Annotated in this window: 26 protein-coding genes and 5 pseudogenes; 12 read left to right on the top strand and 19 right to left on the bottom strand. The window is 59.3% G+C overall.

The annotated features are described in order from the left end of the window. Positions 1–6 precede the first annotated feature (6 nt). Positions 7–771 (bottom strand): annotated as a pseudogene (gene istA, locus BLW71_RS37665) (IS21 family transposase); the annotation flags it as partial. 1147 nt (positions 772–1918) lie between these two features. Here istA and BLW71_RS37655 point away from each other — a divergent pair. Both BLW71_RS37655 and BLW71_RS37650 read left to right on the top strand, forming a co-directional pair. Next, a complete protein-coding gene (locus BLW71_RS37655) occupies positions 1919–2194 on the top strand; it encodes a plasmid mobilization protein (RefSeq protein ID WP_091809679.1) in 276 nt (91 codons plus the stop codon). Then, a complete protein-coding gene (locus tag BLW71_RS37650; RefSeq protein WP_091809476.1) occupies positions 2194–2442 on the top strand; it encodes a hypothetical protein in 249 nt (82 codons plus the stop codon). The genes BLW71_RS37655 and BLW71_RS37650 overlap by 1 nt, the downstream gene beginning before the upstream one ends. A 12-nt stretch (positions 2443–2454) precedes the next feature. Here BLW71_RS37650 and BLW71_RS37645 read toward each other — a convergent pair. From BLW71_RS37645 to BLW71_RS37625, 5 genes and pseudogenes are all read right to left on the bottom strand, one after another. Next, a pseudogene (locus tag BLW71_RS37645) lies at positions 2455–2937 on the bottom strand (IS66 family transposase); the annotation flags it as partial. A 130-nt stretch (positions 2938–3067) separates the two neighbouring features. Beyond that, positions 3068–4045 carry an IS5 family transposase gene (locus tag BLW71_RS37640; protein ID WP_091796501.1) on the bottom strand — a complete coding sequence of 326 codons (978 nt, stop codon included), beginning with the start codon at positions 4043–4045 and terminating at the stop codon, positions 3068–3070. Positions 4046–4097: 52 nt separating this feature from the next. Next, positions 4098–5204: pseudogene (gene tnpC / locus BLW71_RS37635) on the bottom strand (IS66 family transposase); the annotation flags it as partial. A gap of 30 nt (positions 5205–5234) precedes the next feature. After that, complete coding sequence (gene tnpB, locus BLW71_RS37630; protein WP_086381291.1) at positions 5235–5588, bottom strand: IS66 family insertion sequence element accessory protein TnpB; 354 nt, start codon at positions 5586–5588, stop codon at positions 5235–5237. Continuing rightward, positions 5564–6025 (bottom strand): transposase, encoded by a 462-nt coding sequence (locus BLW71_RS37625; RefSeq protein WP_286162250.1) that lies wholly within the window; start codon positions 6023–6025, stop codon positions 5564–5566. Before BLW71_RS37625 ends, tnpB (BLW71_RS37630) begins: the two co-directional genes overlap by 25 nt. Positions 6026–6046: 21 nt before the next feature. Between BLW71_RS37625 and BLW71_RS37620 the strand changes: the two genes are divergently transcribed. From BLW71_RS37620 to tnpC (BLW71_RS37610), 3 genes and pseudogenes are all read left to right on the top strand, one after another. Further along, positions 6047–6610 (top strand): transposase, encoded by a 564-nt coding sequence (locus tag BLW71_RS37620; RefSeq protein WP_091809472.1) that lies wholly within the window; start codon positions 6047–6049, stop codon positions 6608–6610. Next, positions 6586–6942: an IS66 family insertion sequence element accessory protein TnpB gene (gene tnpB, locus BLW71_RS37615; RefSeq protein WP_007182524.1), complete on the top strand. Its 357-nt coding sequence runs from the start codon at positions 6586–6588 to the stop codon at positions 6940–6942. Before BLW71_RS37620 ends, tnpB (BLW71_RS37615) begins: the two co-directional genes overlap by 25 nt. Before the next feature lie 30 nt (positions 6943–6972). After that, positions 6973–8355: pseudogene (tnpC, locus tag BLW71_RS37610) on the top strand (IS66 family transposase); the annotation flags it as partial. On the opposite strand, the gene BLW71_RS37605 reads toward tnpC (BLW71_RS37610), so the two are convergent. Both BLW71_RS37605 and BLW71_RS41870 read right to left on the bottom strand, forming a co-directional pair. Then, complete coding sequence (locus tag BLW71_RS37605; protein ID WP_286162249.1) at positions 8356–10455, bottom strand: recombinase family protein; 2100 nt, start codon at positions 10453–10455, stop codon at positions 8356–8358. Next, entirely contained in the window at positions 10436–10624 is a 189-nt protein-coding gene (locus BLW71_RS41870; protein WP_091809467.1) for a hypothetical protein, read from the bottom strand. Before BLW71_RS41870 ends, BLW71_RS37605 begins: the two co-directional genes overlap by 20 nt. Before the next feature lie 306 nt (positions 10625–10930). On the opposite strand from BLW71_RS41870, the pseudogene BLW71_RS37590 reads away from it, so the two are divergent. Next, positions 10931–11149 (top strand): annotated as a pseudogene (locus BLW71_RS37590) (transposase domain-containing protein); the annotation flags it as partial. A gap of 237 nt (positions 11150–11386) precedes the next feature. Here BLW71_RS37590 and BLW71_RS37585 read toward each other — a convergent pair. The 6 genes from BLW71_RS37585 to BLW71_RS37560 form a co-directional block, all read right to left on the bottom strand. Further along, the gene (locus BLW71_RS37585; protein WP_091809461.1) at positions 11387–12136 is read right to left on the bottom strand and encodes a helix-turn-helix domain-containing protein; all 750 of its coding nucleotides are present in this window, start codon (positions 12134–12136) and stop codon (positions 11387–11389) included. A gap of 412 nt (positions 12137–12548) precedes the next feature. Beyond that, complete coding sequence (locus BLW71_RS37580; RefSeq protein ID WP_091809458.1) at positions 12549–12848, bottom strand: hypothetical protein; 300 nt, start codon at positions 12846–12848, stop codon at positions 12549–12551. 669 nt (positions 12849–13517) lie between these two features. Then, complete coding sequence (gene tnpC / locus BLW71_RS37575) at positions 13518–15107, bottom strand: IS66 family transposase (RefSeq protein WP_091809455.1); 1590 nt, start codon at positions 15105–15107, stop codon at positions 13518–13520. Positions 15108–15160: 53 nt separating this feature from the next. Further along, the gene (gene tnpB, locus BLW71_RS37570; protein ID WP_177205212.1) at positions 15161–15514 is read right to left on the bottom strand and encodes an IS66 family insertion sequence element accessory protein TnpB; all 354 of its coding nucleotides are present in this window, start codon (positions 15512–15514) and stop codon (positions 15161–15163) included. Beyond that, on the bottom strand, positions 15514–15981 hold the full coding sequence (gene tnpA, locus BLW71_RS37565) for an IS66-like element accessory protein TnpA (protein ID WP_091809451.1): 468 nt from the start codon (positions 15979–15981) through the stop codon (positions 15514–15516). The genes tnpB (BLW71_RS37570) and tnpA overlap by 1 nt, the downstream gene beginning before the upstream one ends. Positions 15982–16345: 364 nt before the next feature. Beyond that, positions 16346–18118: a type IV secretory system conjugative DNA transfer family protein gene (locus BLW71_RS37560; RefSeq protein ID WP_286162248.1), complete on the bottom strand. Its 1773-nt coding sequence runs from the start codon at positions 18116–18118 to the stop codon at positions 16346–16348. A gap of 1758 nt (positions 18119–19876) precedes the next feature. Between BLW71_RS37560 and BLW71_RS37555 the strand changes: the two genes are divergently transcribed. Together BLW71_RS37555 and BLW71_RS37550 are read left to right on the top strand one after the other, a co-directional pair. After that, complete coding sequence (locus tag BLW71_RS37555) at positions 19877–20590, top strand: hypothetical protein (protein WP_091809449.1); 714 nt, start codon at positions 19877–19879, stop codon at positions 20588–20590. A gap of 12 nt (positions 20591–20602) precedes the next feature. Then, on the top strand, positions 20603–20956 hold the full coding sequence (locus BLW71_RS37550) for a hypothetical protein (protein WP_091809447.1): 354 nt from the start codon (positions 20603–20605) through the stop codon (positions 20954–20956). 33 nt (positions 20957–20989) lie between these two features. On the opposite strand, the gene BLW71_RS37545 is transcribed toward BLW71_RS37550, so the two are convergent. The 3 genes from BLW71_RS37545 to BLW71_RS41310 all read right to left on the bottom strand — a co-directional run bounded on the left by BLW71_RS37545 (position 20990) and on the right by BLW71_RS41310 (position 23251). Next, a complete protein-coding gene (locus BLW71_RS37545) occupies positions 20990–21403 on the bottom strand; it encodes a type II toxin-antitoxin system VapC family toxin (protein WP_091809444.1) in 414 nt (137 codons plus the stop codon). Then, positions 21403–21645, bottom strand: coding sequence for an antitoxin (locus tag BLW71_RS37540; RefSeq protein ID WP_286162247.1), 243 nt, complete (start codon positions 21643–21645; stop codon positions 21403–21405). The genes BLW71_RS37545 and BLW71_RS37540 overlap by 1 nt, the downstream gene beginning before the upstream one ends. Positions 21646–22930: 1285 nt before the next feature. Next, on the bottom strand, positions 22931–23251 hold the full coding sequence (locus BLW71_RS41310; RefSeq protein ID WP_143048436.1) for a hypothetical protein: 321 nt from the start codon (positions 23249–23251) through the stop codon (positions 22931–22933). A gap of 265 nt (positions 23252–23516) precedes the next feature. Here BLW71_RS41310 and BLW71_RS41305 point away from each other — a divergent pair, with 265 nt between their 5' ends. Together BLW71_RS41305 and BLW71_RS37530 are read left to right on the top strand one after the other, a co-directional pair. Further along, positions 23517–23831 carry a hypothetical protein gene (locus BLW71_RS41305; protein ID WP_143048435.1) on the top strand — a complete coding sequence of 105 codons (315 nt, stop codon included), beginning with the start codon at positions 23517–23519 and terminating at the stop codon, positions 23829–23831. Continuing rightward, positions 23825–24274, top strand: coding sequence for a hypothetical protein (locus BLW71_RS37530; RefSeq protein WP_091809440.1), 450 nt, complete (start codon positions 23825–23827; stop codon positions 24272–24274). Before BLW71_RS41305 ends, BLW71_RS37530 begins: the two co-directional genes overlap by 7 nt. A gap of 171 nt (positions 24275–24445) precedes the next feature. Here the strand turns inward: BLW71_RS37530 and BLW71_RS37525 are convergent, their stop codons facing one another. Then, positions 24446–24751 carry a TrbM/KikA/MpfK family conjugal transfer protein gene (locus BLW71_RS37525; RefSeq protein WP_091809438.1) on the bottom strand — a complete coding sequence of 102 codons (306 nt, stop codon included), beginning with the start codon at positions 24749–24751 and terminating at the stop codon, positions 24446–24448. A gap of 374 nt (positions 24752–25125) precedes the next feature. After that, positions 25126–25446: an H-NS histone family protein gene (locus BLW71_RS37515; RefSeq protein WP_218157156.1), complete on the bottom strand. Its 321-nt coding sequence runs from the start codon at positions 25444–25446 to the stop codon at positions 25126–25128. A 19-nt stretch (positions 25447–25465) separates the two neighbouring features. Between BLW71_RS37515 and BLW71_RS37510 the strand changes: the two genes are divergently transcribed. Further along, positions 25466–26341, top strand: a complete 876-nt coding sequence (locus BLW71_RS37510) for a lytic transglycosylase domain-containing protein (RefSeq protein ID WP_091809432.1) — start codon at positions 25466–25468, stop codon at positions 26339–26341. Beyond that, positions 26338–26643 (top strand): KorA family transcriptional regulator, encoded by a 306-nt coding sequence (gene korA, locus BLW71_RS37505; RefSeq protein WP_091809431.1) that lies wholly within the window; start codon positions 26338–26340, stop codon positions 26641–26643. The genes BLW71_RS37510 and korA overlap by 4 nt, the downstream gene beginning before the upstream one ends. The last annotated feature ends 7 nt before the right edge of the window (positions 26644–26650 follow it).

Raw genomic sequence — 26650 nt, 5'->3', positions numbered from 1 at the left:
AGCCTATGCCTTATCACGGGGCTTTTTACTTCGGGCCGGGATGACAGCCAGAGAATAATGCGAGGCCATTTCTCCGTATGTTCGATTGATAATGGGATCGTAAAAGCTCGGCTTGTGCACACCCGATTTAAGGTTGTCGGGCGTGACGATCTCAGGACAACCGCCCATAAATTCGAATGTTCGAATGTGAGAGCCAATCCAGTCAGAACTCTGCTGAGTCCAGGTCGCTTCCGCATACGTATAGTTCGAGGCTCCCAGCACGGCCACGAACAACTCAGCCTCCCGGATTTCGCCCGTATCCGCATTGATGATCGCAACCTTGTCGCCTGAGTAGTCGACGAACAACTTCTCGCCCGGAGCGTGTGTTTGCCGCAAGGTTAGCGGAAGCGCATTCGCCCATTCGCTGTATCGTGTGCAAAACCAGGTGTACGCGTAACCGTCGGGGTGCTCGGCCTTGTACTCGTTCCAGAGCAGGTCGAGCGTCACGCCTTTGCGGGCAAGCTCCCGCCTCACGGTCGGCCAGTGCGGTGCGGGACGTTCTCCTTCCACACGCGGCGGCGGCGGAAACAGGCGTGCCTCGAGTTCATCATCGCTGAGCGTTAGCGGCAGCGGGTAGCTTAAGCCTGCCCGTTCCAGACGGCGGACATATTGCCCAACGGTTGTGGGCGACGTGCCCAACGCCCGGCCGACTTCCCGATGATTAAAGCCGCATTCGAAATGTAGGCGCAACGCTTCTCGAATTTTACGCATGGTCAACTTTGGAAATGCCATGTAGACGCCCCGACGAAATCGTCAAGGGTGCCACGGTTGACCTGCGTCGCTACTTTACGACCTTACTGTCCAGCCTGGCGCGAAATCGCTGTCCAGCTTGCCGTGAAATCCGTGTCCAGCTTCGTGTGAAAAGCCTGTCCAGCTTGCCGCGAAATCCTTGTCCAGCTTGGTGTGAAATACGCACGTTGCGCTAGCTGGCGCCGTGCCGCTCCATGGTTTCGGGCCTGTGGTGCACAGCCGAATCGTTATTTGCCCAGCTGGCTCGCGAACGGCTGCTTACGCAGCGGCCGCCCGTCAATATGGGCTTTTGCATAGGAAATGGCAGAGTGGCAAGCGGCGATTTCTGAGGCAAAGTAACCTAAGACCGGGAATCCTCGGCGTCTGCCTGCGGAGCCTGCAATAAACACCTTCGCAGCGTATCCACGATCGGACAGGGAAGCGAACGGTACAATGACATTGTCTTTGTACCGCACCGGCGCAGTGTGCATAGGGATGCGTTCAGTAAGGCGGGCAAAGTGCACGTTACTGCAAATTGCGCGACGCCAACGTTCGGTAGTTGACGGATGATGTCACGGTCGCGGAGTTCGTGGGCGTTACGTTACCGAGAGCAGGCTCACCAAGCTGAGGAGCGTCAACGAGATCCCCGGTCGAGATGCGCAGCCGCCGCAGCGGCCATTCTTGCTCACCGACTCGCGCCTCGCCTCTGTCCCAGATATCGTCCAGTCCACTATCCCATCTTCGCCCAGAAGGATCACGGCTAGCTGCCCTGACCCGTTCCCGGCTACTTGTGCGACTTCACCGATGGTTTGCTTCGGCATCCGGTTGTCCGTGAAACTCACCCGGTATTATCCCGGCACTCAGGGGCGCGCGTCTATCCACTCCATAGCTGGCACCCACTGACATCTGGCGTAACCCGCCCGCGCTTCTGCAGAGCTGGAAACGTTGTCTGGCGGATTTTTGCCAACACCGACAAACGCCTGAAGCGCAACGCTATTCCTGCCGATAAAGTGCACAGAGTAACCCCTTGACCGCCTCCCGAAACAGCCGAAAATGTACATGCCATGTGCATGTGCATGTGCATGTGCATGTGCATGTGCATGTGCATGTGCATGTGCATGTGCATGTGCATGTGCATAGGAGTATGGAAATGGCTGCAGCAACGGAGCGTATTGTCGTGCAGGTAACGACGGTTCAAAAGCGCGCAATCGCGAGTACCGCAAAGCGTCTCGGCATGAACGTGAGTGAGCTGATGCGCCAGGCTGCGCAGGGCTTTACCCCGTCCGACGACGAACACGAAATCAATGCGCTGATTGAGCGCGTGAATGTTTCCACCAAAGAGGCGAACGACGCGCTGGATGATGCGCTGTCGTTCGTCGCGGAGTCGAACAGGCGGATTGCCGCAATGTCAGAAGGCAATCGCTAATGGGCATCACTGACAAGGTGTGGGACGCGCTCACGACCGTGATCAAGATGAATGACAAGGTGGTGTCACTGGCAGGCACGGTCAAGGAACAGCAATTGAAGATCGAGGGCTTGACTGGACGTGTCATCCGGCTCGAAGCGACGCTGGAACTCATGCTGCGCACCGGCGGCACCAGGAAGCTCAAAGGTATGCGATCCATCAACGACGCCTGTCTGAGGGTGCACGCCGTTGCAGCGAGGATGGTGTAGAGGGAAGCGCAATCAGGGAATGTCGACCGGCATCCTCCAGGGAAGCAGCGCGTCGTATTCATCGACGGTATTTGCAAGTGGCAACCGTTGAAACAGCCAGGTGAGGTAGCGATATGGATCGATGCGGTGGGCGCGACAGGTCTCCACGATTGAGTAGATGTTAGCGCTGGCGTTTGCGCCTGCAACGGTGTCTGCAAAGAGCCAGGAACGGCGTCCTACACAGAATGGGCGAATTGAGTTCTCACAAATATTATTCGAGATGGGCCAGTTGCCGTTCTCGATGTAGCGAGCCAATTTCGGCCACTGTCCGCGCAGGTAAGTTAGCGCTTTGCCAAGCGGGCTGTTCGGCACGACGCCAGGAGATTGCTCGATCATGAGCTTGTAAATGACATCGAGCACGCGCCTACAGTACCGTTGTCGCAATCGCTGTCGCCGATCGACGGCCCATTGTGCGCTGCGTGCCTCGACGGCGAATAACTTTCCGATTAAGGCTACGCTGAAGAAGCCACCGTTTTCGCCGACAGCTTGATGCTGAATTCCGGAATGTGAGATCAGCGATGCGACCGGTTCGATTTCCCGGCCCTGAAGGGCCTGGCAAGCGGGGCTCTCGACCCATTTCGGCTGCTTATGGACGCACCTGTGCCATCAGCCGCGCGCGGCTCATGTAGATGTTGGCCAGCGCGAGTGCAGTAAAGGCACGCGTGGCGTTCTTCGCGAGGCCGCGATAGCGCACCTTGCCGAAGCCCCACAGCCGCTTGACCACCGCAAAGACGTGTTCGACCCGGGCACGAATCTTCGACTTGTTGCGGTTTTTCGAGCGCCTGGTTTCATCGACTTCACCACTGCGATTGCGCACACGCTGGTTGGTGAAGTCCTTCGCTTTCGGCGCCTTGCTGGCGATGAGTTCCTTCTGGCTCGCATAGGCGCTGTCGCCGTACACACGCCGCTCGTCGCCGTGCAGTAGCGCCGGCAGCGGATGCTTGTCATGCACGTTTGCCGCCGTCACTACCGCGCTGTGTGCCAGTCCCGTCTGGCTATCCACACCGATGTGCAGCTTCATGCCGAAGTACCACTGCTGGCCCTTCCTCGTCTGATGCATTTCGGGGTCTCGTGCCTTGTCCGCATTCTTCGTGGAACTGGGCGCACCGATGATGGTGGCATCCACGATCGTGCCGGTGCCAACCTTCAGCCCATGCCCTTGCAGTACTTCGCCGACCTTGGAGAACAACTGCTCGCCGAGCTTGTTGCGCTCCAGCAGCCGGCGAAACTTCAACAGCGTCGTGCCATCGGGAACCCGCTCGCGCCCCAGGTCAATCCCGACGAATCGCCGCAATGCGGTGCTGTCCAGCAGCGCCTCCTCGCACGCCTCATCCGCCAGGTTGAACCAGTGCTGCACAAAGTGCATGCGCAGCATGCGCTCCAGACCCACTGGCGGGCGACCGCCTTGACCCTTCGGATAGTACGGCTCGACAACCTCGCACAATTGCGCCCACGGCACGATCTGCTCCATCGTCTCAAGGAACACATCGCGTTTGGTTGGCCGACGGTACTGTTCAAATCCGGCGCCTTGATCGGCCGCCATCGCAAGGGTCTGTTGTTTCATGCACATCTAACGATTGAACGCCCAATGCCGTTGACCTTTTTCAGCGTAGCCTTAACTTGATGAAGCGGGTGGCGAGCAGATCGGGCGAGCGCGCTGCTTTGGGCACATTTTCCTCTGCCTTGATGAAGTATCGTCTCGCGTGAACCCAGCATCCAAGATGAACAAGCTGGTATCGCTCGGCGAGGCCGTTATAGGGTTCATAACCGTCCGTCATCAGGACCGCACCTTTACGAATGCCCGTGAACAGCTTGTCAGCCAGGTGCGCACCGCGACCGGGCGTGTAGGTGAAGCAGCGGATTGGATTTCCTGAATCCGTCATCTGCGACCAGAGATAGCTCTTCGTCTGAGGCTTACGCCCCTTCTCCTTCAGGACCTGGAATGTCGTCTCGTCGCAGTAGACCAGCTCCGCATCGAGCAGTGCATCGCGCATCAGGTTAATCACGGGCTGTATTGCCAGACCGACGCGAACCATGCTCGCGGCGATCGTGTTGGACGAGATGTCGCCGCCGAAGCGCCGCAGCAAACCAGCCTGACGATAAAGTGGCATCCCGAACTGGTACTTGCCCGTGGCAATCCACGCAAGCGCCGATTCGGTGAGTAGTCCGCGAGGGATGATGCGCACGGGCGCCGGCGTGACCTTGATGCCGAGATCGCAGCATGGGCACGCATACTTGACGCGCTGGTACTGGATTACGCGAAGCTGCTCTGGAATCACATCGAGCTGCTCGCTGATCTCTACGCCGATTTCCACGAGCGCGTGACCGTCGTTCGTGCAGAAGCGCTCAGCCTCGGGTAGATCATGTCGCACAACCTCGCGCGGCAGATTCGGATCGAGCGGTTTGCGATGACCACGCCGCTTGCGCTTATGGGTACCAACTGTCGTCTCCGGAGTGTCTTCCAAGGCGGCCGTGCTGTTCGCACCGAGCGCTTCGGCTTCGTTGAACAGCCCCAGTTGATCGGAACCCCGCGCTTCGCTCTTCGCGCCAAACAGTTCACGACGGTAAGCACGAAGCCGCTCCTCGGCAAGATCGCGTTCCGCTGTCACAAGCCGCAACGCGCCACGTAGCGCTTCCTGTTCTTCTCGCAGTGCGCGAGCGGCCTCGCGCTCAGCGAGCAGCTCTTTCAATTCGTCGGCGGTGATCGTGACCTCGATCGGCATACTGCTTCGACTAGTATGCCAAGGGCACGTTCAGCTAACGCGGAGATATTCTTGCTTTGTATGTCGCCGGATCGCCGTAATGTCATCGCCGTCGAGCAGCGCGTGCAGGACGTCGCTTGTCATCGTCACGACCTCGGCCTTGTTGTCCGGCCAGATGAAGTGGCTCGTCTCCAATCGTTTGATCATTAGCCAGAAACCGCTACCATCCCAGAAGAGAATCTTGATGCGGTCACGACGCCGATTCCCGAAGATGTAAAGAGAGGAGTCCATCGGGTTCAATTGCATTGACTGCTCAACGAGGATCGACAGGCTGTTCATACCGTAGCGGAAATCGACAGGGTCCCGATGCAGGTAGACCTTCAGCTTTTCGTCAAACCTGAACACGGCAACCTCCCTAAGATCTGAACTACGGTGGTCAGCTCGTCGATGGTCGCAATCGAGCTGCCCAGATCAAGTTCGACGCCATTCGACAGACGCACATGGAGCGCCAGAGACATCGTCATCGAGGGTGGTGCTGGCGAAGGCGGTGTCGCCGTATGGACGAGCGCAACAAACGGCGCAGCATGACCGTCGGACGACATTGTGAACGCGGTAGGCACCGGAGTGTCCATCGTCACTTCGTCCGACACCTCTGAGACTTGAGCATCCGACTCCTTGGCGGCTTCCCTCTGTCGATATTGGGTAACCCAGGTGCGCAGCAGATTCGGGTTGATATCGTGTTCCATGGCTGTCCGCGCGATCGATACGCCTCGCTTCAAGGTAAGCGATCCATATTCGGCGCCTACACAACGACGCTCTGAGCGAGGAGCATAGGTGTCCACCTATTTTGGAGGTGGACACCTATGACTGGCAAAGACTCAGAGTTGAAAGTAGTTCGTCAAAGCCGCGACGGGCGCCGTCGCTATGACGAGGGAGGCAAGCGCGTACTGATTGAGGCCGCCTTGCGACCAGGCGCGTCAGTCGCCCGTTTGGCACAGGAGCACGGGATCAACGCTAACCTGCTGCGCAAATGGATCACGAAGTATCTGATGGAGCGCGAGAAAGGCATCGCATTGGCATCGCAGGAAACGCGCGCCGACGAGCGCGATCTACCGTCATCTGCCGTCGACGTAATTGCCCACGAGGACTTCCGTCGTGGCGTGGATGACGCATCGATCGACGTTGCGGGCTCAAGTAAGCACCTCCTGTCCGCACCGTCTACCTCTGCATTTGTGCCGGTCGTCTCAACACCATCGGTGCCGCCGTTGCCACTCGTGTTGACTGCAACTGCGCCGATCACGCTTTCGCTGCATGTGCGACTGTCGAATGGCGTGGAGCTTGATCTCAGTGCAGCGAGCATCGAGGAACTGAGCACCGTGGTCCAGATGTTCGGGAGGATGCCGTGTTCCGGTTCGACGAAAATCTGAAGGTGTACCTGCACCGCGATCCCGTTGATTTCCGGTACGGAATGAACAGTCTGTCGATTCTCGTCGAACAGGCGATGCGCCTGAATCCGATGGATTCCTCGCTCTACGTTTTTACCAACCGGCGATGCGATCGCGTCAAGATCCTGGGCTGGCAGGACAACGGTTTCTGGCTCATGCTCAAGAGACTCGAGGCCAATGATCGCTTCGTCTGGCCTGACAGCAAAACCGAAGTCGTGACGTTGACCGTCAATCTGCTGCACTGGCTTCTCGAAGGTGCTGACATTGCTGCTCTTCAGCGGCATCCGAAACGCCATTATGCTCGCGTGAGTTGAACACGTTATCGGCGTGCCGGTCTAAGTGACATGCCGATCAACGTGACCATTGACGCCGACGAACTCAGGATGCTCCTCGCGATGCGTGAGGAACATGGTGCCGTTCAGAAAGAGCGCGACGAGTTACGCAGTGCACTGCGCCTCATGACGGCGGAGCGCGATCTCGCCGAGGAACGACTGCGTGCTTACCGTCGCGAGCTATTCGGCGCGAAGAGCGAAGCGCGATCCGCTGAGCAACCCGGTCTGTTCAACGAAGCCGAAGTGCTCGGCGCGAACGCGACACCCGCGCAGGAAGATACTCCCGAAACCACGATCGCCGCGCATACGCGCAAGAAACGCGGTCATCGCAAACCGCTCGATCCCAATCTGCCGCGCGAAGTCGTTCGGCACGAACTTCCCGAAGCCGAACGTTTCTGCAACCACGACGGACATGCACTCGTCGAGATCGGCGTCGAAACGAGCGAGCAGCTCGACGTGATCCCCGAACAGCTTCGCGTCATCCAGCACCAGCGCGTCAAGTATGCCTGCCCGTGCTGCGATCTTGGCATCAAGGTCACGCCAGCGCCGCTGCGCATCATCCCGCGTGGACTGCTGACGGAATCGGCACTCGCGTGGGTCGCCTCCGGCAAGTATCAGTTTGGCATGCCGATCTATCGCCAGGCGGGCCTGCTGCGACGCTTCGGTGGCGACATCTCGTCGAACACGCTCGCCGCGAGCATGGTCCGCGTCGGTCTCGCGACGCAGCCCGTTATCAACCTGATGCGCGACGCGTTGCTCGATGCTGACGTGATCTACTGCGACGAGACGACGTTCCAGGTCCTGAAAGAAGAAGGGCGCAAGCCGCAAACGAAAAGCTATCTCTGGTCGCAAATGACCGGATCGGGAACGCCCATCCGCTGTTTCGCCTATACGGCTGGTCGCGGCGCGAAGCTGGCCGACAAACTGTTCGCCGGCATCCGCAGGGGCGCGGTTCTGATGACCGACGGATACGAGCCCTACAACGGCATTGCGCAACAGTATCAACTCGTGCACCTCGGATGCTGGGCTCATGCGAGACGGTATCTGGTCAAGGCCGAAGATAACGTGCCCAAGGCGGCACGCTCCCCCGATCTGCTCGCCACACGCTTCATCAAACTGATCGGCAAGCTGTTTGCGGCGGAGGCGCGCAGTGAAACGTGGCCGGCTGAACGACGACAGCGATTGCGACGACGATACAGTGCACGCGTGCTCGATGCCATCGAAACGCTGATGCTTGAACAGTTGCCCGGCGTCGTGCCGCAAAGTTTACTCGGCAAGGCCCTGACCTATCTGCATGGGCAGTGGCCCAAGCTGATCCGATACATCGAGAACGGCAACTGGCCCATATCGAACAACCCTTGCGAAAATTCCATTCGCCCGTTTGTAATGGGGCGTTCATTGTGCACCTCCTTCCGAAACCTCGATAAACATTGGGATTTGACCTTCGGTATTGTCGCGACACGGGCGATGTTTGCGGGCCAACGCAGCTGTGACCGCTTCGGTGTGCAGGTCACTTGCACGGATCTGCCAAGGGGCGTCGGGTACCACCTGGCCGGCAGGCAGAACCTTATCCCTGATCAGGCGTCGAATCACGTGGCTGCTCACGCCGAGCAGGCTGGCAGCCTCCGACATCGTCAACCATTCGCCGTCTTTCTCCGCCGACCGGTAGGCATGAATGTCGCGCACGCGCCGCATGGAGCTGACACGGTGTGCTGTCCATGTCTTACCCTGTCCGGTGCGTATTCCCATCCGGTTTAGCGACGCGGCGATGTCCTGATCGGACCACCGGGCTGCCATGCTTCGCATGACCGCGAGCGCTTCATCAGGCGTGCGGCACTCGTGTTCCCCCGGCCGGGGCTTGCGGATCCGCAACTGTGAGTGCTGGCCACCTTGCCAATGAATCGTCAGGATGATTTCGTGCGTCACCTCATCCACATCGGCGATGATGTCGGCGATCAATGCACGAACGAGTTGTTGACGTACGCGCATCGTGACGTCAGGCGCATTCCATGCGGTATTCAGATCTCCGGCAAGTCCGGTAAAGTCAGGGACGACAGTGGGATCCGGTGTCGTCGTGCCGATTGTGTCCAGACGCATCTGGCAGGTTTGCACGCGACGCAGGGCAGTTTCCCAGACTTTCTCCAGTTGCGCTGCAATCAGACGGTTCTCGGGGTCGCAGGCAGCATAGCGCCGTTCCGCGAGCGTGGCTTCGTATTGTGCCTGCTGCAATTCCAGTTCTACGATCCGGCGCTGTTCTTCGAGGGTTTCCATATGCATCCGTTCAGCTTGCTGAGCGGCCTCAATCGCCAACGGCTCGACAACGCGGACGAGTTCTCTGGCGAGTGCAGCATCTACACGCGAACCGCCGAAGATAATGCATTGAGGCGTTCCGGCGGGTAACTCAAGGCGCATGCACCGATAGACTGGATGACCTGGCGCGCGCCCCGAATAGCCTGTCGACATACGTTTGCCGCACCGCCCGCATGCGAGCAGGCCGGCCAGCAAAGCTCGTCCACCGCGCCCAGTCTTGACGTCACCAGCCTTGCCATAAGCGTTGGCAGCGAGCTGCTTCTGGTTTCGCTCGAACTCGTCCCAGCCGATGTAGCCGTCGTGGTGTTCCTGGAGCATAACTTTCCACTCCCCACACGGCTTCGGGTGTTTATAGCTCTTGCGCGCGCGGCCTTCCACGACAGACGTCCGCACCTCATTTTTACCATAGGCGTAGACCCCGGCATAGAACGGATTCTTGAGAACCGCGATCACGTTGCGGTAACGAATCAGCGTCCAGTCGAAAGTAATCAGTGATCGACCGTCAGAGGGCCGCGGGAAGTGGATCTGTTCGGCCCGCATGGCCAACAGAACCTGCCGCGCGCTGCCCAGTTCGCGAAACCGTGCAAAGATCGTCCGTATCACTTCCTGTAGCCGAAGATCTGGATCGAATCCCAGACCCGCCTCACGATGCCACACGTAACCAATGGGTACGCTGATGCGCAGTTCACCACGGCGGGCCTTGGCGTGGCGCGCGTCGTGCATACGTGTACGCAGCACGTTGAGTTCGAATTCGCTGATGCTGCCTTTCATTCCAAGCAGGAGGCGGTCATTCGGGTGGCCCGGGTCGTATACGCCGTCCAGATCGATGACCCTCGCCTCGACGAGACCGCATAGTTCAAGCAGATGATGCCAGTCTCGACCGTTGCGCGCCAAACGCGAAGCATCCAGACACAGCACCGCTCCGACCTCTCCGGCACAAAGCCACCCGACGAGTCGCTCGAAACCCGGCCTGGCCACCGTTCCGCTCGCCGAACGGCCCAAGTCGTCGTCGATGACCTCGACGTTGCGAAATCCCCGGCGCTTCGCTTCCTCAACAAGCTCGTATTGACGACGCTTGCTCTCAAGGTTCATCTGGACCTGCGCCTGGGTCGACTGGCGGACATAGACAACCGCTTTGCGTTTGAGTAGCGCGGCGGGCAAACGATCAGTGTTCGTCATCGTCATGCCCCCTTGCTACGATGCCGGCGGCCTGCAACAACAGGCTGGCAAGGCAGTTCGTCGCCTTTGTACGCTGGGGAGCGCTCATCCCCCGAAGCTCGGCGGTGTCGAACGCCAGGTTCATCTGGTGAGGAGTCTCTGGCGACAGATTTGATGGAACGACCTTTGTATCCATTGCGTTTCTCCCGGACGGTGTTGGAATCGTCCGGTGAGTTTCCACGCAAACCTCGCTCAACGAGTAGCTGATGCAGTTCGCCCAACGCTGCTACGGTCACTCTCGGGTCACCGAGTTCCATCCCTGCACACATGACAGAATCGAGCATCCAGCCCGCTACTATCCTGACTACGCCAGCACTCGCTTCAACATGGACAACGCGGTCGCCACCGCGTTGTTCAATGTCTCGAACCTTGACTCGGCGGCCATACAGCGGGTGCCAACGATAATGGACTTCCACGTCCTGCCCGATATGGGCAGAATGAACGGGCATGTGTCGTCGCACGCAAAAGCTTCCTGTTTGCCGATACAGTTGCTGGCGCACATGCGAGTGCGAATCTTTATTCGCTGGTCGAGTCAGCAAAAGCCAACGGCATCGATCCGTATCGCTACCTCACCTGGCTGTTCCAGCGGTTGCCTCTGGCAAAGACGGTCGACGACTACGACGCGCTGCTTCCCTGGAAGCTGCCGGCCAACCTACGCTGATCCGCGTTCCTACCACACGTCACGCGCTCCGCCACCTGAATTGAGGGGCGTCGCTGATGGACCGCATACGCTTCAAGCAAAGGCGGATAAGTTCATCACGCGCGTTGTCATCGTATTCGCGTCGGCCATCGCGCTTCTGGCCAATCACCAAACGGCTTCGCAAGTCGTTTTCTTCTGTCATCGGTGCAAATCCTCTAGGTGTCCACGTGGACACCTAGCATCAGAGTGCAGCGATTTCTACACAAGGGCGCTACTGATGGATCGCATACGTTTGATTAGCGCTTGCACATCGCGATTCCTCCACAGTTCCGATTCGAAACCGTGGGCGCGTGGTCCTTTTTCCAGCGCAACTTTCAACCATCTAAGCGCTTTAGAATCAAGCGTCGAACGGTGGCCGCGGGTAGCCAACTCATCCAGTGCCTCAACTCCCTTCCTGTCCACCAGTGATCCATAACCCTTGACAGTTTTTAGGCAGATATTCAGCGCTTCCGCGACCTGCTCCGCACTCTGGCCTGCCAGGAGCATTTCTGCGGCGACTCTTCTTCGGGCCGCATCTCTGTCGTTAACGGGCCTTTGTCGTCGCTGGGCGTGTGCGTCGGCCGCCGGATAGGTGAGGCGATAGGCAAGTCCGCGTTCTCGAACTATATGGGCGACGTGCGATTCGGAATAGCTCACTCCGAATCGTTGCAAAATAAGGCTACGCACCTGCTCGACAGTCCAGGCGTTCGCTGCAATACCATGCAGCGTTGGGGAATGTTTGATAGCGCTGACGAGCCAGCTCAGAGCTTCATCATTCAACTGTGACCTCGAGCCGTATTCCTTCATCTGCGCAAGCGCGTTCGGGCCCTCACTGTCCAGCAGCGCCCTGTATTTCCGTATGGTAGGGAAACTCAAGCCGGTCTTGCGGGAGATGTCCGTGGGACGCACTCCCTTCAGAAGCAGTTCTGCCGCCAGCGCTCTGCGGCGTGCGAGCGGAATCCTTTCCATGCGGCCGAGATCTTACGCTTATTGATGTCACCCGGACATTCTAAGCGTGCAAACGCGCGGAATGGAAGCGCAGTGATGGAGCTTTCCGTTGCACAGGCCGGGACCGGGTCGACATGTGTCTCCCAGAGATAGGCTATCGGGATCGCTTTGTCTAATTAGCATCGACCGTGTCGGCCATCTACTACCGTTCGCACGAGTTTTCATGCTGACATTCGAACGGCGGCGTTGCATAGCTAACGGACCTGCGTGCGCCGATTCTTTTCGGCACGTCCTCGGCCAAACCGGCGTTCGCGCTGTTATCAGTCTGTGTGCCGGAGACGGGAACGAAGGCTAACCGAGACGGACGACAGGTGCGTTCGAGAGGCCGACAGTCGGGTTGACACTCTCGACCGGAATGACGGTCGATATCTGCTTATGCATCAGGCAGACCGAGTATGGTGAGGGCCGCTATACGGGTTTCGTCGTTTGCATAAAGCAGAACTACGATGTCGTCCGGTTTCGCGTGAGTCAGTGGCTCACTGATGTGATCTGCTATTTTTTGTACACTGTCGATCGCAACGGTAAGCAAACTTTGGCTTTGACGAGCGATTATTTTGCCCAAAGAGTGCGTCTCAATCGCAGAGCGTAGATGGATGAAGATCCTCTTGCCGTCCACCACGGAAATGACTTTTCCTTCGTGAATACCTCTTCCCCATTTGCTTTTAACCTTCATATTTTCTCAGGCCTTTTTCATATTTTTCGAAAGGAACCGCAATACCGCGCCCAGTAAGCGTCGCTCTTTCGCCAACGCCCGGACTTTCTGGCCGAGGTGCAGGTACTGCGGCAACGGCGTCTGGACGACTCGGACTCGGCTGCAGCGTGCCGGCATTTCGCAATGCCGGATCTCGATCCAGGCTTCCCCGCCTGCATCTGCAGACCGCTGCGCGCGCCAGGCAGCCAGTTGTCGCGCAACTCAGCGACATGCGTGTTTCACCGCCTATCTCAAATAGACAGAACACGCCCGATCCGGCCAGGAGCACGTTAACCGCAGAAATTCCAGATGAGCAGGGTGATTACCTCAAGGTTTTTGACAGCCTGCATGACTAATGCCTCCATCAAGGTCGGATGAAGAGGTAATTCCCCATTACCAGAGCCCGACCGTAGAGCCGATACTCTAACCCTGTTGTCGGCGAGAGGCATGCGATTCCAGGATAAAGGTAACGTTTACCTGGTTAAACGTTTGCCAAAGAATTTTTGCCGACCTCCCCGGCGAGTCAGTATAGATCCATCTTTAAACGGGCAGGTCAGACCATGGTCTGTGAGTTTCAGATGATGGATCGTAAGCGCGCGATTTAGCACACCGAGGTTGGAAACGTGCGCGAGGGTAGATGTGTCGGGCAGATCAAGCTCGAGGAGTGATGGTGGCGGTGAGCTTTGCGAAGTTGAACGGCAAGAGGTCAGTCACGTCGGCATCCGGTGCACGCTTCGGTAATTCGGTAAGTACGTGCACGAGATAGGCGTAGGGTTCGACGTTGCAGGCCCTGCAGGTCAGCATAAGGCTGTAGATCATGGCGCTCGCCTTCGCGCCGGCAACCGTGTCACTGAACAGCCACGAAGCCCTGCCTGTACAGAATGGGCGGATGTCGCGTTCGATGACATTATTGTCAACTGGGGCCCGCCCATCGCTCACGTAGCGACACAAATACGCCCACTGGTTGCGCGTGTATGAGATCGCCTTGCCCAGCAGACTTTCTGGCAGGACCTGCGGCGCCTGTTCGTCCAGCCACTGTCTGAACGCTTCAAGTAGTGGCACGCTGTGTTGCTGACGCAGCCGGTGCGTATATTCAACGCGCGTCTCGCCTTCGGGCGGATCAGCTTTGGCGAGCGCCTCGACCTGGTACAGCGCCTCGAAGTATTCCAGCGCCTGCGAAGCACGGCCGCCCGGTTTCTTCATGCCCTTGAGCGCGTCGACGAAGCCTCGGCGCGCATGAGCCAGGCAGCCCAGGTGGGTGGGGCCTTCGAGCGTGCGCCAGGCGGCGTATCCGTCTGTCATCAGCAGGCCTTTGTAGCCGGCGAGGAACGCTTGAGGATATTCCTGCCCGCGCCCCGGCCGATAGTCGAACAGCACGACCGGCTGCGCACAGTCTTCGGCACTACGGTAGACCCACATGTATGACGTGCTCTGCGCGGCGCGGCCAGGTTCCTTGAGTACCTGTATTGTTGTCTCGTCGCCGTGAATCAGTGACTGCGACAGCAGCGTCCCGCGCAAGGCCTCAAAGAGCCGGCTATAGTGCAGCTCAGCAGGCCGGATGATCCAGTTCGCCAGCGTGCCGCGTCCGACTTCGATGTCGGCGCGACCCAATGCGTTAGCCATCCGGTATAGCGGCGTTCCGTCGACATACTTGCCGGCCGTCACGGTGGCGATCATCGCGGCACTCGCATTGCTGCCGGGCAATGGCTGCGGCGGCATCGGTGTGGTGATCACCGGCGTGCGTTCGGCGTGGCGCTCGCAATGCCTGCATGCGTACTTGAAACGCACATGCTGCAGCACTGACGCCTTCACCTCGATATGCAACTGTTCGCTGATCTCTTCGCCCATACGATGAAGCTCGTGTGCGCAGCACGGGCATATCTTCTGGTCATCGGGCAGGTCGTATTCGATGCGCTGACGTGGCAGATGCGCCGGCAGCGGTTTGCGTCCAGGACTGCGCGGTGGCGGTTGCGGCACATCCGGCAAGCCAGTCTCGGGCAGCGTGAAGGTGTCGGCCGCGACGTCATCGTCATGCGCTTCAGTGGCAGCGATCTGTTCAGCCTCGTCGAAGACCCGATCACGCAGCTTCTCGCTGCTGGGCGCGAAGCGTTTGCTCTGTGCCAGGCGAAACTGCTCCTCCAGCTGGGCGATGCGTTCGCCAAGCTGACGGTTACGTGACTCAAGCTCACGGATATAGGCCTGGGCGGCGGGCGGCAATCGGGAGAAGTCGTCTTCATTCATGCTCCCAGGATAGCCCAATGCAACGCGCTACAGGTTTACGGAGATTTGTAACATCAGCTGGCGTGGCGGTACCGCCGTGCGGGATGACGGCGCATTGCCTCGATATCGATACCCTCGAGCAGCCAGCGCAACTGCTCGGTCGTCAGCTCGATGACCGCCTGTTGCCGGCGCGGCCAGATGAAGTGATCTTCCTCGAGGCGTCGCAGCATCAGCCAGAAACCGTTGCGCTCGTAAAGCAGCAGCTTGATCCGGTTACGTCTGCGGTTATGGAAGGCGTACACGGCACGCGCAAGCGGGTCCAGTTGCATGGATTGCTCGACCAGCGTCACCAGACTGTTGATGCCGGCCTGGAAGTCGACTGGTTCGCGGTGCAGGAACACCTTCAGATCAGCTTCGAAGCGAAACATCAGCGCCGTCCCAATGCCGCGATCATGGCGCTCACGAGGGCGGTGTCGCGCTCCGAGCATTCGAGCTCGAGTTTCACCCCATTGGGCAACTGGGCCGACAGCCATGCGGATGTCGGCGAGCGCGAAGACAGATGCGATGAGTGCTGTTCTGGCTGCACGCGCACGGAATGCATCGAAGCAGGCGCCGGCGCTGGATCGGCGATCGCGATGACTGGCACGAACGCCGACGGTGACGCGTCCATATCGTCGTTACTTGCGCGCGTTTGTGCCTGCCGGTGCAGTCGAACCCATTTGCGCAGCTGGTTGGCGTTCACCCCGGCCTTCAATGCCAGGCCCGACAATGACGCGCCTGGCTGCTGGCAGGCCTCCACTAGCAGGCGCTTACCCGTCACATCGAAGCTGCGCTTGCCACCCACGCCCACGCGGGTCACCCGCAAAGGCAAAAACGAAAGGTCATCCCGGGTCATAAATTGCGTCCGCAAGTTAGAGGTTGCGGACGCAATCGTGGCTCTTGATACACGCAAAAGCTAGGTGGGGGAAATTGCGCGCTTACGATGGATCACATAATCCGGGCCTCTCAGATTTCAGCCGGCATGCCCCTCGGCATAGCCGGAATCTTCAGCCGACGCAACACGCCGGCTTTTTTCAGTTGCGCGTACAACGAGATTTGGACCGGCCGGGTAGGGGCGCCGGAAGAGTCATGCCAGTCGCAGAATCTGCGCAAGGCATAGCGATCGGATAGCCGTGACGCATTAAAATGCCGCAGCGGCATCGCCGGCAGGTGCCCTGCCGTCCGACAAATGTCTAGCCCGGGGGGTGTGGCACTCGAATTCACGGTGCCGGGGCCGCTTCCGGCGCCGGCTCGGTGCCGGCGCGGCCGTTTTCCCACGATGCGACGCTGCGGTCAACCCTGGCCGGGCTCGTGAAAATCTTCGAGGGGCTACGGTCGGGCATATAGACGATGCCGACGCGCGGCGGCAGATTCAGCAGTGTGTTGCGCGAAATGATCGCGTGTTCGAGCCTGGTGATCGTTCGCGTACCTTCCCACTGTTCGCCGCCGTGGACGTTCGCCTTGACGTTTTCGCGCTGCGCAATGTCGAGCCATTGCGTACCGGACAGGTTTTCCGCCCACTCTGCGGTGCGTTCATCCTGCGCGCGGTAGACCAGCTTGATGTGCGTATTGACTTCGAATTCGCGCGCAAGCGCCTTGCCGTCGAGGCGTTTATCGTCCGGCGCTTCAATGTTCGCGATCGACTGGGCGGCCAGCAACAGATTCGCGTCATAGCCCGCGATCGCGGCCAGCGCGCTATTGATTTCCGCACACGCCAGGAATTTCAATTCATCGACGCCGACCGTAACATGCGAGGTCCGTTTCAGGTGCAGGCGCTTTATTTCAGCGACCAGTTCGGAGATATACGCTTTCGTCGCGGCCTTGATAACAGGGTCGTCCAGGTCGCCGCGCACGTACACCACAGCGTTATTCGTCAGGCACGCTTCGATTGAATGACCCTTGCGACGCGCAGGCTGCGAGAACGTATCGACTCGCGCCCACTCGCGCAATGAGTCGCGTAGCGTAGACAGATCGCGGTCGCCGGCATTACCCTTTTCCGCCACGTAGGCCGACAGTGATCTGATCGTGCCATCGGTGGCTTCGAGCGCGTCATCGAGCAGGGACCGCTCTTTCGCCTTGTACACATCCGCATCCGTGCCGGCGGATTCGAGATTGTAGGCGCGCACGATCCGCGTGCGCCGCTGCCGGAAATCGCCGCCAAGGAACGGATGCCATGTCCCTTTCCCGCCCGGATTCAGGTCGAGATAAACGAAGCGTCGGCCGGCCGCTTCCGCTTCGTTTTGCAGCAGGTAAGGGAGGTAATCGTCGCCCTTCGGATCGATATAGAACACCGTGAAGCCAGCGCGGATGCACTGTTTATAGATCGCCTGTAACACCACGCCTTTACCGTAACGGGTCGGCCCAAGGATCGCGTGGTGGATTTTTTTGAACAGTTCGAGCGCTATCCTGATCGGCTCGCCCAGCTCGTTCAGACCATAGAACATCGAGCCGCGCAGGAAGAATTTTTCCGGCTCGAAATCCTTGGCCGCAAGGCTTCCGGCTTCGTCGCGTGCATCGACCGGCTTGTCGGCTTCCTGCATGACGCGCATCGAGCGCCAGTAAGCGGACAGCCTGGGCGAGACATGCCGGTCCCACACGAACCGCAGTACGAGGCCATAGAGGATCGCGCCGGCCACGAGCGGCCAGTATTGCCCGAACCGACCGGCGAGCCACGCGTCATAGCTCGACACGGCGTCAGGAAGCGGCATTCGGGCCGTGGCGAAGAACATCACGAACGCGACGAGCGGCAGGAGAAAGACCAGGACGCCAAGCGCGGATACAGAGATTCGACGCGCGAGGAACGTCACCAGGTCGGCCACTGTCGGATCGTTCGTGCGGAGCCTCCACGGCACCGGATGCAGAAGCGACACCGTAAAAAGCGGGATCGCCAGAATGATCCAGTACCACGGACTGGACCACTGTAACGCGCGCTCGACCATGACATAGGCTGATGACTGCGCATTGTAAGCGTTGGCAAGATCAGGAAAAAGCACGGCCTCCTCCAGAAATCAGGGGGAACCGGAGAGACTTTCGTCTCTCCGGTTTAGGGTCGGCGTGTGCAGAAGCACGAACGGATTGCCTAAAAAGGCGCACCATCCAGCCGGCAGATACGGTCTGCGGCCGCACAGCAATTGAGGGGTTCCCACACCCTCAACCTTGACGCCATTGACGCAGGCTTGTGGCCTGTTTGTTGTTTGACATACCGGAGTTAAACCCCGGGTTGCCACAGCGAAGCCGACGCAATAACGCCGCTTCTCTGGTTGTCACCGGTCCGAAAGGGACTGTTTTGATCACCGGCCTGAGCGCTGCCGGGTTGACTTGCGCGCGCCGAGGCGCGCGACCTGTTGCTGACTTCGGCCCCGTGCAGCGGGCCGATCTGCCTGACGGCCCAACTTCGGCCGGATTGTGTCCGGCTTTGTGGGCCGGCGATTGCACTGCGTTCTGCTTCCACGACAAGCTCCTTTTCAAAGGTTAATTACACGTTGGAGACCCCGGGAGACCAATCCCAGGACGGGCGTGGGTACCAGCCGCGCCCGTTCCAACATCCCACTGCGGGAACCACCCCGCATCTTCACGCTTACGTGTGCCGTGAACTTTCGGACAGGCTTGCGCCTGCTGTTTGCGCTTCAGACGAATCGCGACAAACAGCTATGCGGCTTGCGCGGCACGGCCCTACTGATCCACTCTCCCTCGCATAGCCATCGGGTTACCAGCCCGGTATTGGCCTTAGCGATTCCCGCGTTAGTGCAACGCTACTGAGGCAAAACCACGCCCCAGAGCATCACGCCTGCGCCTCAAGCAACAACAGTGAGGTGTTCCCTCTCACCCATCAGGTTTTCAGCGGCCCGAGATTCCAAAGCGGCTCGCTTACCTGTTGTGCCGTCAACGGCTTCGTCTTCAGACAGGCCTGATGCCCCACCACATAGCATCCTCGACGGATGCATTTACACGCTTAAGCTATACAGCGACCCCCCCAGCTTTCGCCGGAAGGTGCCACGTGCGCCAGGTTTCCCCTTGCACGCCTGCGCCCTTTCGGAACGCCTCGGCAGCCTACGTGTGTGGCACAGGTTCTACGGTCTCCCGCAGCCCCTGGACGGTCCTGACGACAGCAAAGCTGTCTCCCGTTTTCACGCTACACAGGAACATCGCGCATTTCCTCGCGATGCCCGTTTCCGTGTCGCCCAACCTCGTTCCCCGTCCTGCCGGGGGATTGAGTCGAAGGACGGAGTTACACCGTCCAGCGCTCGTCGTAGTCGTACCAGCGCCATTACGCGCATACGACTTCAGCACACTCGGTACGGTTGGTAGCCGTGCCTTGAGCCTGACGGCTCGCGTGAAGTGATGGAATCCAGGGGTGGTCAGCCCCGGACTACTGCGGTGGTGGCTGCCCCTGTTCCGTGTAACCGCTCGCGCGATACACCACTTCGGGCAACCGGGTAATGCAAAGGGTTGGTCGCCCTCGTGCTGCGTGGCTGGCCGCTTGTGGCGACCCTCGCAACGCAGAGTGATGCATGCGCGTTAAGGGCCACTTGTGGTGGCCAGCAGATGCATTGTAGGAAATGTGTATGAGGAAAGCGCGCTTCGCGCGCGGAATCTCTTATAATTATCCGGGAATGCGAAGCATCCAGGATAACTGGAAAGCCTTGCGCAGAAATGGTTCGCATTATCAATGAATGGAGTCCTACCGAATATTCAATCCGCATAAATGATTTGATTCAATCCGCATAAATGATTTGATTCAATCCGCATATATGAGGAAGATTCAATCGCAGGTCATCCGATACAAGACGTTGCTCATGCAGCGGCTTCTCGATCTGGTCAGGCACGGCTACCGGCATCACGCGTCAGGCGTGGTCAGTGCGGAGCGCGCGCAGGCGCTATGCGACAAGTTTCAGGCGCGCTACGAGGTATGCCTGAACATGAACCAGCGTGCCTACCGGAAGGGGCTAGGCAAGGCTAACGCGCGGCTCATGCTCGCCGATCTTGAGCGGGGCGATTCGTTGCACTGGTTTCTGATGGTCACCGACGGCGAGCATGCCGCACACAAGCTGGAAAAGCTGAAAGATGCGCTTGCCCAGGGAGAGCGGATACACGTCTCCGGTTACGAACTGCTTAAACTGTCGCACTCGAAGGCGGCCGGCGGCGGCGTTCGGCTCACGTGGCGGATGACGACCGAGACAGAGCGGCAGTGGCGTTTCCAGATCCGCTCGACGGTGCGTTCCAGGCGCGCTGACGATCTTGTCGCCGGGCTGGTGCGGTCGCTATATCAAACACCGGGATTTCACACAACCCGGTATCAGGTCGGCAAGCTCGTGGCGTTCCTGTCGGCCGAGTGGGAGCGTTCAGGACGGAAGGCCGAGACGCTGCCCCTGCCAGGCGCGTTGCCCTACGTGCGTCGCATGGCGGACGAAAATTTCACGCTGGATGACTGGCTCGCCGCTCACGCGGCGCGCCACGACAACTGATCGAGGTGACGCATGAGCGATGTTCAGAAGCAGCCCGAGCTGGTGACGTTCACCGAGCAGGAATGGCGGGAGGATGATGCGTCAGAGGCGTTCGGTGTGCGCAAGGTCGTGCCGAAGAAGAAGGAGCCGACGCCGGGCATGAAAGCCGTGCTGGTGTTCGATGAAAGCTTCCGGAGCGCGAAGAAGCAGATGAAGGCGTATCCGGCTTTCCGGCCGACGCTTGACCTGCCCGAGCTGATCAGCGCGATGATCGACGTGTGCGCCGCGGATCCGGCGCTCATGGAGCGCGTCATCCGGAGTGTGGTGGAGCGCCGCAAGGCGCAGCTCGCCGCGATGGAACCCAGCGCGACGCCGGCGACGCCGTGACGCAGACCGACGGCGGCACGGCGTGCCGTCGCCTCAGGCCGGACTGCGGACCAGCCAGTTTTCGGTCCGGAGACCTTGCACACGGGAAAATTCGTCGGTGTTGTCCGTAACGACCACGGCGTCGATCGCCAGCGCATGCGCGGCGATCAGCATATCGTTCGCGCGGATCAGCTGGCCCCGGCATTCAAGATCGGCGCGCAGCTCTCCATAGAAGCGGTCGGCGTCGCTTCTCAACGCCATGACCGACAGACTCGCCAGCGCGCGATCGACGCGGCCGGTCAATTCGGGTGAGCCTTTCTTTTCCGCGCCGAAGCGCAGTTCAGCCGCGACGATGATCGACGTGCAAAGGCTCTCCGGTGCCTCTTTCCCTATCCGGGCGGCACAGAAACCGCGCGTGTTCCGGATGGCGTCCAAGATGATGTTCGTGTCGAGCAGGTACAGCGGCATTACAGGTCCGCCGGCTCGGCTGGCAGGCTGTCGATATCAGGAAAAGCTTCATCGAGCGGCGACCACTGCGCCAGCAGCTCGCGTAGCGGCGTGGCTTTCACTGGCTCGATGATGAGACGCGCGCCTTCCCTGCGGACAATGGCTTCGTCGCCCGGAAGTTCGAGCTCGCGCGGGATGCGGATGGCCTGGTTGCGGCCGTTACGGAATAGCCGGACATGCCGGCCTTCAATGGTTGTCGTCACGATATTCTCCTTGGCATATGCTAAGGCATATGCCTTGTTCTTTGCGACGCAATCGGTCGATGCATTCTGACAAAAACGTGGTGAGCCTGACATGTGGTGTTTGCGTCAGAATAGTTTGCCTTGAGGGTCCGGCTTGACTGCCTGTTTTTTAAGCAGCGACCACGAAAATGTCAGACTAACCACGAAAAAGGCGGACTACCACGAAAATGTCAGAATCCCTCCCGGGAAAGCCTTGCCCCCTATGATTTTCCGGGCGTTTACAAGAGTTTTTACAAGAGGGTTTGTAAATATTTTTACAAGGCGCGAACTCGATCGCTTGTGGATAAGTCACTTCCAATGCCTTGATTCGCCAACATTTGTGGACAATCAGGACAGCAAACCCCACCCATGTCCGCACGGCAGCCACCACGTGAAGGGAAGTCAATTCCCCCATCCGAACACAAGGGTTCGCGAGCCAGTGGCCTACATGCTAGCCTCGGCGGGCTACGAGGTCTACCGACCCGCACCTGCCGGAGTTCCGATGCAGACACAGTCTCCGTTACTCTGACGCAAAATAGTTCGGCAGAAGTGCGCCGGTGACACCTCGAAAACCATACCCAGCATCGGTTTCCGGCCCCGCAAGCGGAGGCACGCACGGCGCTCCGCTCCTTGACGACCCTCAGCACCCCACTCTTTCACAACGGCCGGCAGGAGCCTTGGTCTAAGCCGCTGACGGGGCAAAGCCCCGCCACCGACTAAGACCGGGATAAATCGCGCCCGGGCCGGCCTTCGCCCGGCCCGACCACTCAACCCGGCCCCTGTGAGGGCCCGCGGCTGAAGTTCTCCTGATTCACCACGGCCAAAATTGTCTACAGAAAAGAGGCCCGTCGATGATACCCCCGGTTTGCGGGCGTTTTCCGGGCGCTGGTGGCGTTTCCGGAAGGATGGTGGTGCGGGTTGGTGCCTGGGCCAGCCAGCGGCTTGTAGGGCGTTTTGGGCGATGTGTGCCGGCGCGGGCCGGGTCAGGGTTTTCTATCGCACCTTGGGGCAAGCCGCAGAGCGGCGCGTCAGGCCCGAAGGGCGCGCTCGCGGAGAGCCAGTGGGCGGGTGCGGTTTCCCGGCCGGTCGGGCCGGGACTGTCCACGCCCTTGTGGTGTGGGCAGCGCAGCCGTCCACCGGCGGGCGCGGGTGAATCGACCACGTTGGTAGAGCACCGCTGGGACCGCGTAAGCCAGCTCGTTATTCTGTGGCGTAGCCGCCTGTTTGCGACGCCTTCGCAACGCGGGACGATCGACAAGCCTAGATTCTACGGAGTGAGGATCGTCGAGGCGCGGATGCATGCGACGGCGATCTGCGCAAAAAATGATGCGCCGCACGATGGCCGGGCGGTGCAGTTATAAAGTTGCAGCGTTACAAACTTAGGAGTTTTCTGGTTCCTTTCGGGTGAGCCTGCCTCATCGGCGTTATAGATGGCCATTGCGTCGTACACAGGTGAACGCGGCCGGCCGGCAAGATCGAGCCATTTGCGCGAGGTGCAAACGGTGTCGGCGTAGCCGCATTCGGCGCACGTGCATTTGACGTGTCGACGGGTCCGCTTCTTCGGAGCAGTGGTTTCGTGCTCGTCCACCCTCCTTGGCCGCGTTTGCAACGCCGTCGCTACGCTGGCCGTGACATCGGCGAAACGCGAGCGGAAAACCATGACAAAGAAGGACGCCGCGAAGAAGGAAGCAGCCGAGACTATGCAACTAACGGTCCGGCCCACGCGGGTGCTTTACGGGTGCTATGTGGCAGCGGCGGCGGATCGGAGCCGGCAGGTGCCAAGGGGAAAGGGGTGTGGTGTCAGCCCAAGAAATCATACGCGAAATTCTTGAAAAATCTGAGCAGCATCGTCTATGTCGGCACACAAGGGCCGCACGATCAAGACCACGACGTCGCATCTGATGTGCCTTGGTGCGATCCTGAGAAAGCAAGCCGACCGCCTATGTGCTGACCGATCCGCGTCGAGGTATCAAGGCAGAGGGCGGCCGGATGACGTCCTGGACGGCTGCGACGGCACCGGCCTGGCGCAGATCATTACCGCGGGCTTGAGTATTTCCGCCTTTTGTCCTACCTTTGCCATGTCGAGAGACGATCCGCGCTATCCGTGGATCGTCTCCCGACGCTCCCGGATGGCCTTTTTCTACTTTGAAGGAGGTTCATCATGTTGACCGAAACCAGCCGTACTACCGCTGTTCTGTTCCCCGTGGACGAGGAACACACCCGCGAGAATGGTCCGCTTTTCACGGGGTTTATCAAGCTCGATGGTGAGTCGGTTCCGTTGTCGGCCTTTCTCAAGGATGCAAAGGGATCGGACAAGCGTTTTCTCGACCTGTCGGTCGGCGCGAAAGGGCAGGTGCATTACTCGGGGCGTCTGTTTCGCAACGAGGAAAAGAAGACGGCCAGGTCGCCGGAGTATTCTGGTTACCTGGTAGTCCTGCCCCTTAGCCCTGACGTACGCGACGAGTATTCGCAGGAAGAGTGGGATGAAGCACCGCGTTTGAACGTGTATGGCCGGCGCGTGCGTAATGCCGACAACACTGTACGGATTGCGCTCGATGTCGTGCCGCCGCGCTCGGATGTGCCCGTAGACGATGATGAGGTAGCATTCTAGGGAGCAGGCTCGAATAGCCGACGCAGCAAAGGAAAGGGGAGAGAAGGCAACTTCTCTCCCTTTTTTGTTGACATTTTCAAGCAGGATACGGGTCAATAAAAAATGTTAGATATGCCAGGCATGCAAAGCGCATAAGACTTGCAAATCTTTACTTTTACATTCGTCCCCGCATTACTCCATCGTGCCAAATCGGCTGATAATCTCGTCTACGCTGCTGGAGTTCTGTTGCTGAGAATCTGGACATTCGTTTAGAAACTGACGGCGCGCGTCACTCGTTGGGCCCAGATCGAGGTGGCCGTGATGGTAGCGCTTGATGGCAAAGAAGTCCCTGATAGCCTGGTCGCAGTCGCTTCCGCCTGACTGGCCCTGGACTTGGCCGGCCATGCAGATAACGGTATTGCAGGACGATGCGGATGCAGAGACCGTAACGGCCAGACCCAGCAGAAGCGCGAGAAGCGTTGAGAGATCTTTCTTCATGAGCGTTATCTCCAGAGGGGGGCGTAGTCATGCGCACGGCGTTCCAACCGATACAGTGCTTCACGCAGGCCCAACAATGCAATCGCCGCGCACGTCGCGATGATCGCGGTCCGAGGGTGCGGGCAGTGGTGGAAGCACTCGACGCCGAGTGCGACGAGTGCAACCAGGACAGCACACGTTAAAGCGAACCGAATATAGCGGCCAAAAAGACGAAGACCGCCGGCGATAAAAAAACACGTGGTATCAAGCAATAGGCGACCAAGTAAACGAACCGCGCCGGCGCAAGCCGGGGCAACCCGTTCGCGCGCCGCTGCGAACCGTCGCATGCGGCCTACACGCTTACCCGTTTCAATTGGAATGACCTGTCCCATGTCTCAGATCCTTTCGTTCGTCACTTCAAATTCCTCCAGCTTCCGGCCGGCTTCCAGGTACGTCAACAGCCAGGTCGGCCGCCTACCGTAGCCGGTCCACGTGTTGCCGGGGTCGGCTGGATCGCGATATCGCGCGGTCATGACCCGTGGCGGTGCGCCAGGGATCTCGAACTCTTTAATAGAGCGTCCCTGCTCAACGTATGCCGCGAGCCATGAAGGCCGCTGTCCGCGCCCCGACCACGTGTTGAGCGGGTTAACGGGATCGCGATAACGAGCTTCGCCTTTCGGTGTCGCTTGCGAGGGAAACGGTACGAATTCGATCACGACGCCGTCTTCCAGATTGATGAGTCGCCGACCTTCATTTCTCTCCGTAGTTGACACGACTGAGGGTTCCTTTATCATTTATAACAGTAGCAAAAACATCACAAATGTGAATGTGAAAAAATTATCGATGCTCGTCGTGTGCTTGTCGGCCGTTGTTTCGGTCTTCGGGTACGCACACGGGAGCCTGTCTTCACAGGTTCTCGCGTTGGCACGCACGTGCGCGCCTGACGTGCATCCGCTTACGGTTGCTTACCTGGTCAGTGCCGAGTCGCATAACAATCAGTTCGCCATCAACGTGAATGGCGGCCAAAGCTTGGATCGTCAGCCCACCACCGAGCAGGAAGCCCGCGATGCGCTCGCCAAGCTCGATGCGCGCGGTTGGAATTATGACGTTGGCTACGCGCAGATCAATTCGGCCAATTTTCGCAGCCTTGGCCTCACCGGTACACAACTGCTGGACCCCTGCACGAATCTGCGCGCCGGCGCACAGGTTCTAGGTGGCTGTTACGCCCGTGCTGTCCAGCAGGTAGGTGAGGGACAGGCGGCCTTGCAGCGGGCGCTGTCCTGCTACAACACCGGCAACCAGCAGAAGGGCTTTGCAAACGGCTACGTAAAGCGTGTCGTCGCACAGATCAAGCTGAAAATTCCCGCCTTGTTCGACGGGCCAATCGACCCGAACGCTTCGAGCAGCGGCTCGAGCTCGAGCAACGTCATCGACCCGGCCGGACCAGCGCCGGGCGCCGCAACGCTCACGCAGCAGCAGAACCCACCCGCATCTAACCAGCGCACGCAGCTTGGCGAGCCTGGCGCGGCAAATCAGATCGAAGCGGGCGCGTTCGCCCATCCCGAAATCGGCGCGTACATACGCCGGGCCTCAACGAAAGGTGACCAATGAAAAAGAAAGTCGTTTATCTGGCGATGCTCGGCCAGCTCGAAAGCATCTTGCGTGAATGGCGGGTCGTGCGTGTCGCAATCCGCCGTATCGAAAAACGCGAGTGGATACCGTTTCTCGACATCGAGAACGATTCCGGCCAGGCGTACACGTGCGCGTTCCGGGTCAAGAAGAGTCTGGAACCTAGAACGTGGTCCGACCTGCGCGCCCTGGTCGATTGGCTCGATACAAAAGTCGGCGTCAAAGAGTGCCTGTTGTCCTTTTCGGATTTCGAGTGGGAAACCGAGACTTTAACCCTGGAGTGAGCCTGAG

Origin of the sequence: Burkholderia sp. WP9 (assembly GCF_900104795.1) — a bacterium.
Classification (GTDB): Bacteria; Pseudomonadota; Gammaproteobacteria; order Burkholderiales; family Burkholderiaceae; genus Paraburkholderia.
The sequence above is the reverse complement of the archived record's forward strand: the minus strand, read 5'-3'. Positions and strand labels throughout refer to the sequence as shown.

Coding starts and splice junctions, on each gene's coding strand:
- BLW71_RS37530 (WP_091809440.1), top strand. CDS start 23,825: ATGTTGACCGAAACCAGCCGTACTACCGCTGTTCTGTTCCCCGTGGAC.
- tnpB (WP_177205212.1), bottom strand. CDS start 15,514: ATGTTTCGCTTCGAAGCTGATCTGAAGGTGTTCCTGCACCGCGAACCA.
- BLW71_RS41870 (WP_091809467.1), bottom strand. CDS start 10,624: ATGGATACAAAGGTCGTTCCATCAAATCTGTCGCCAGAGACTCCTCAC.
- BLW71_RS37545 (WP_091809444.1), bottom strand. CDS start 21,403: ATGCCGCTGTACCTGCTCGACACGAACATCATCTTGGACGCCATCCGG.
- BLW71_RS37585 (WP_091809461.1), bottom strand. CDS start 12,136: ATGGAAAGGATTCCGCTCGCACGCCGCAGAGCGCTGGCGGCAGAACTG.
- BLW71_RS37655 (WP_091809679.1), top strand. CDS start 1,919: ATGGCTGCAGCAACGGAGCGTATTGTCGTGCAGGTAACGACGGTTCAA.
- BLW71_RS37555 (WP_091809449.1), top strand. CDS start 19,877: ATGAGGAAGATTCAATCGCAGGTCATCCGATACAAGACGTTGCTCATG.
- BLW71_RS37580 (WP_091809458.1), bottom strand. CDS start 12,848: ATGAAGGTTAAAAGCAAATGGGGAAGAGGTATTCACGAAGGAAAAGTC.
- BLW71_RS41305 (WP_143048435.1), top strand. CDS start 23,517: ATGTCGGCACACAAGGGCCGCACGATCAAGACCACGACGTCGCATCTG.
- BLW71_RS37640 (WP_091796501.1), bottom strand. CDS start 4,045: ATGAAACAACAGACCCTTGCGATGGCGGCCGATCAAGGCGCCGGATTT.
- tnpC (WP_091809455.1), bottom strand. CDS start 15,107: ATGAATGAAGACGACTTCTCCCGATTGCCGCCCGCCGCCCAGGCCTAT.
- korA (WP_091809431.1), top strand. CDS start 26,338: ATGAAAAAGAAAGTCGTTTATCTGGCGATGCTCGGCCAGCTCGAAAGC.
- BLW71_RS37605 (WP_286162249.1), bottom strand. CDS start 10,455: ATGACGATGACGAACACTGATCGTTTGCCCGCCGCGCTACTCAAACGC.
- BLW71_RS37620 (WP_091809472.1), top strand. CDS start 6,047: ATGACTGGCAAAGACTCAGAGTTGAAAGTAGTTCGTCAAAGCCGCGAC.
- tnpA (WP_091809451.1), bottom strand. CDS start 15,981: ATGACCCGGGATGACCTTTCGTTTTTGCCTTTGCGGGTGACCCGCGTG.
- BLW71_RS37550 (WP_091809447.1), top strand. CDS start 20,603: ATGAGCGATGTTCAGAAGCAGCCCGAGCTGGTGACGTTCACCGAGCAG.
- BLW71_RS37525 (WP_091809438.1), bottom strand. CDS start 24,751: ATGAAGAAAGATCTCTCAACGCTTCTCGCGCTTCTGCTGGGTCTGGCC.
- BLW71_RS37650 (WP_091809476.1), top strand. CDS start 2,194: ATGGGCATCACTGACAAGGTGTGGGACGCGCTCACGACCGTGATCAAG.
- BLW71_RS37510 (WP_091809432.1), top strand. CDS start 25,466: ATGAGTCGCCGACCTTCATTTCTCTCCGTAGTTGACACGACTGAGGGT.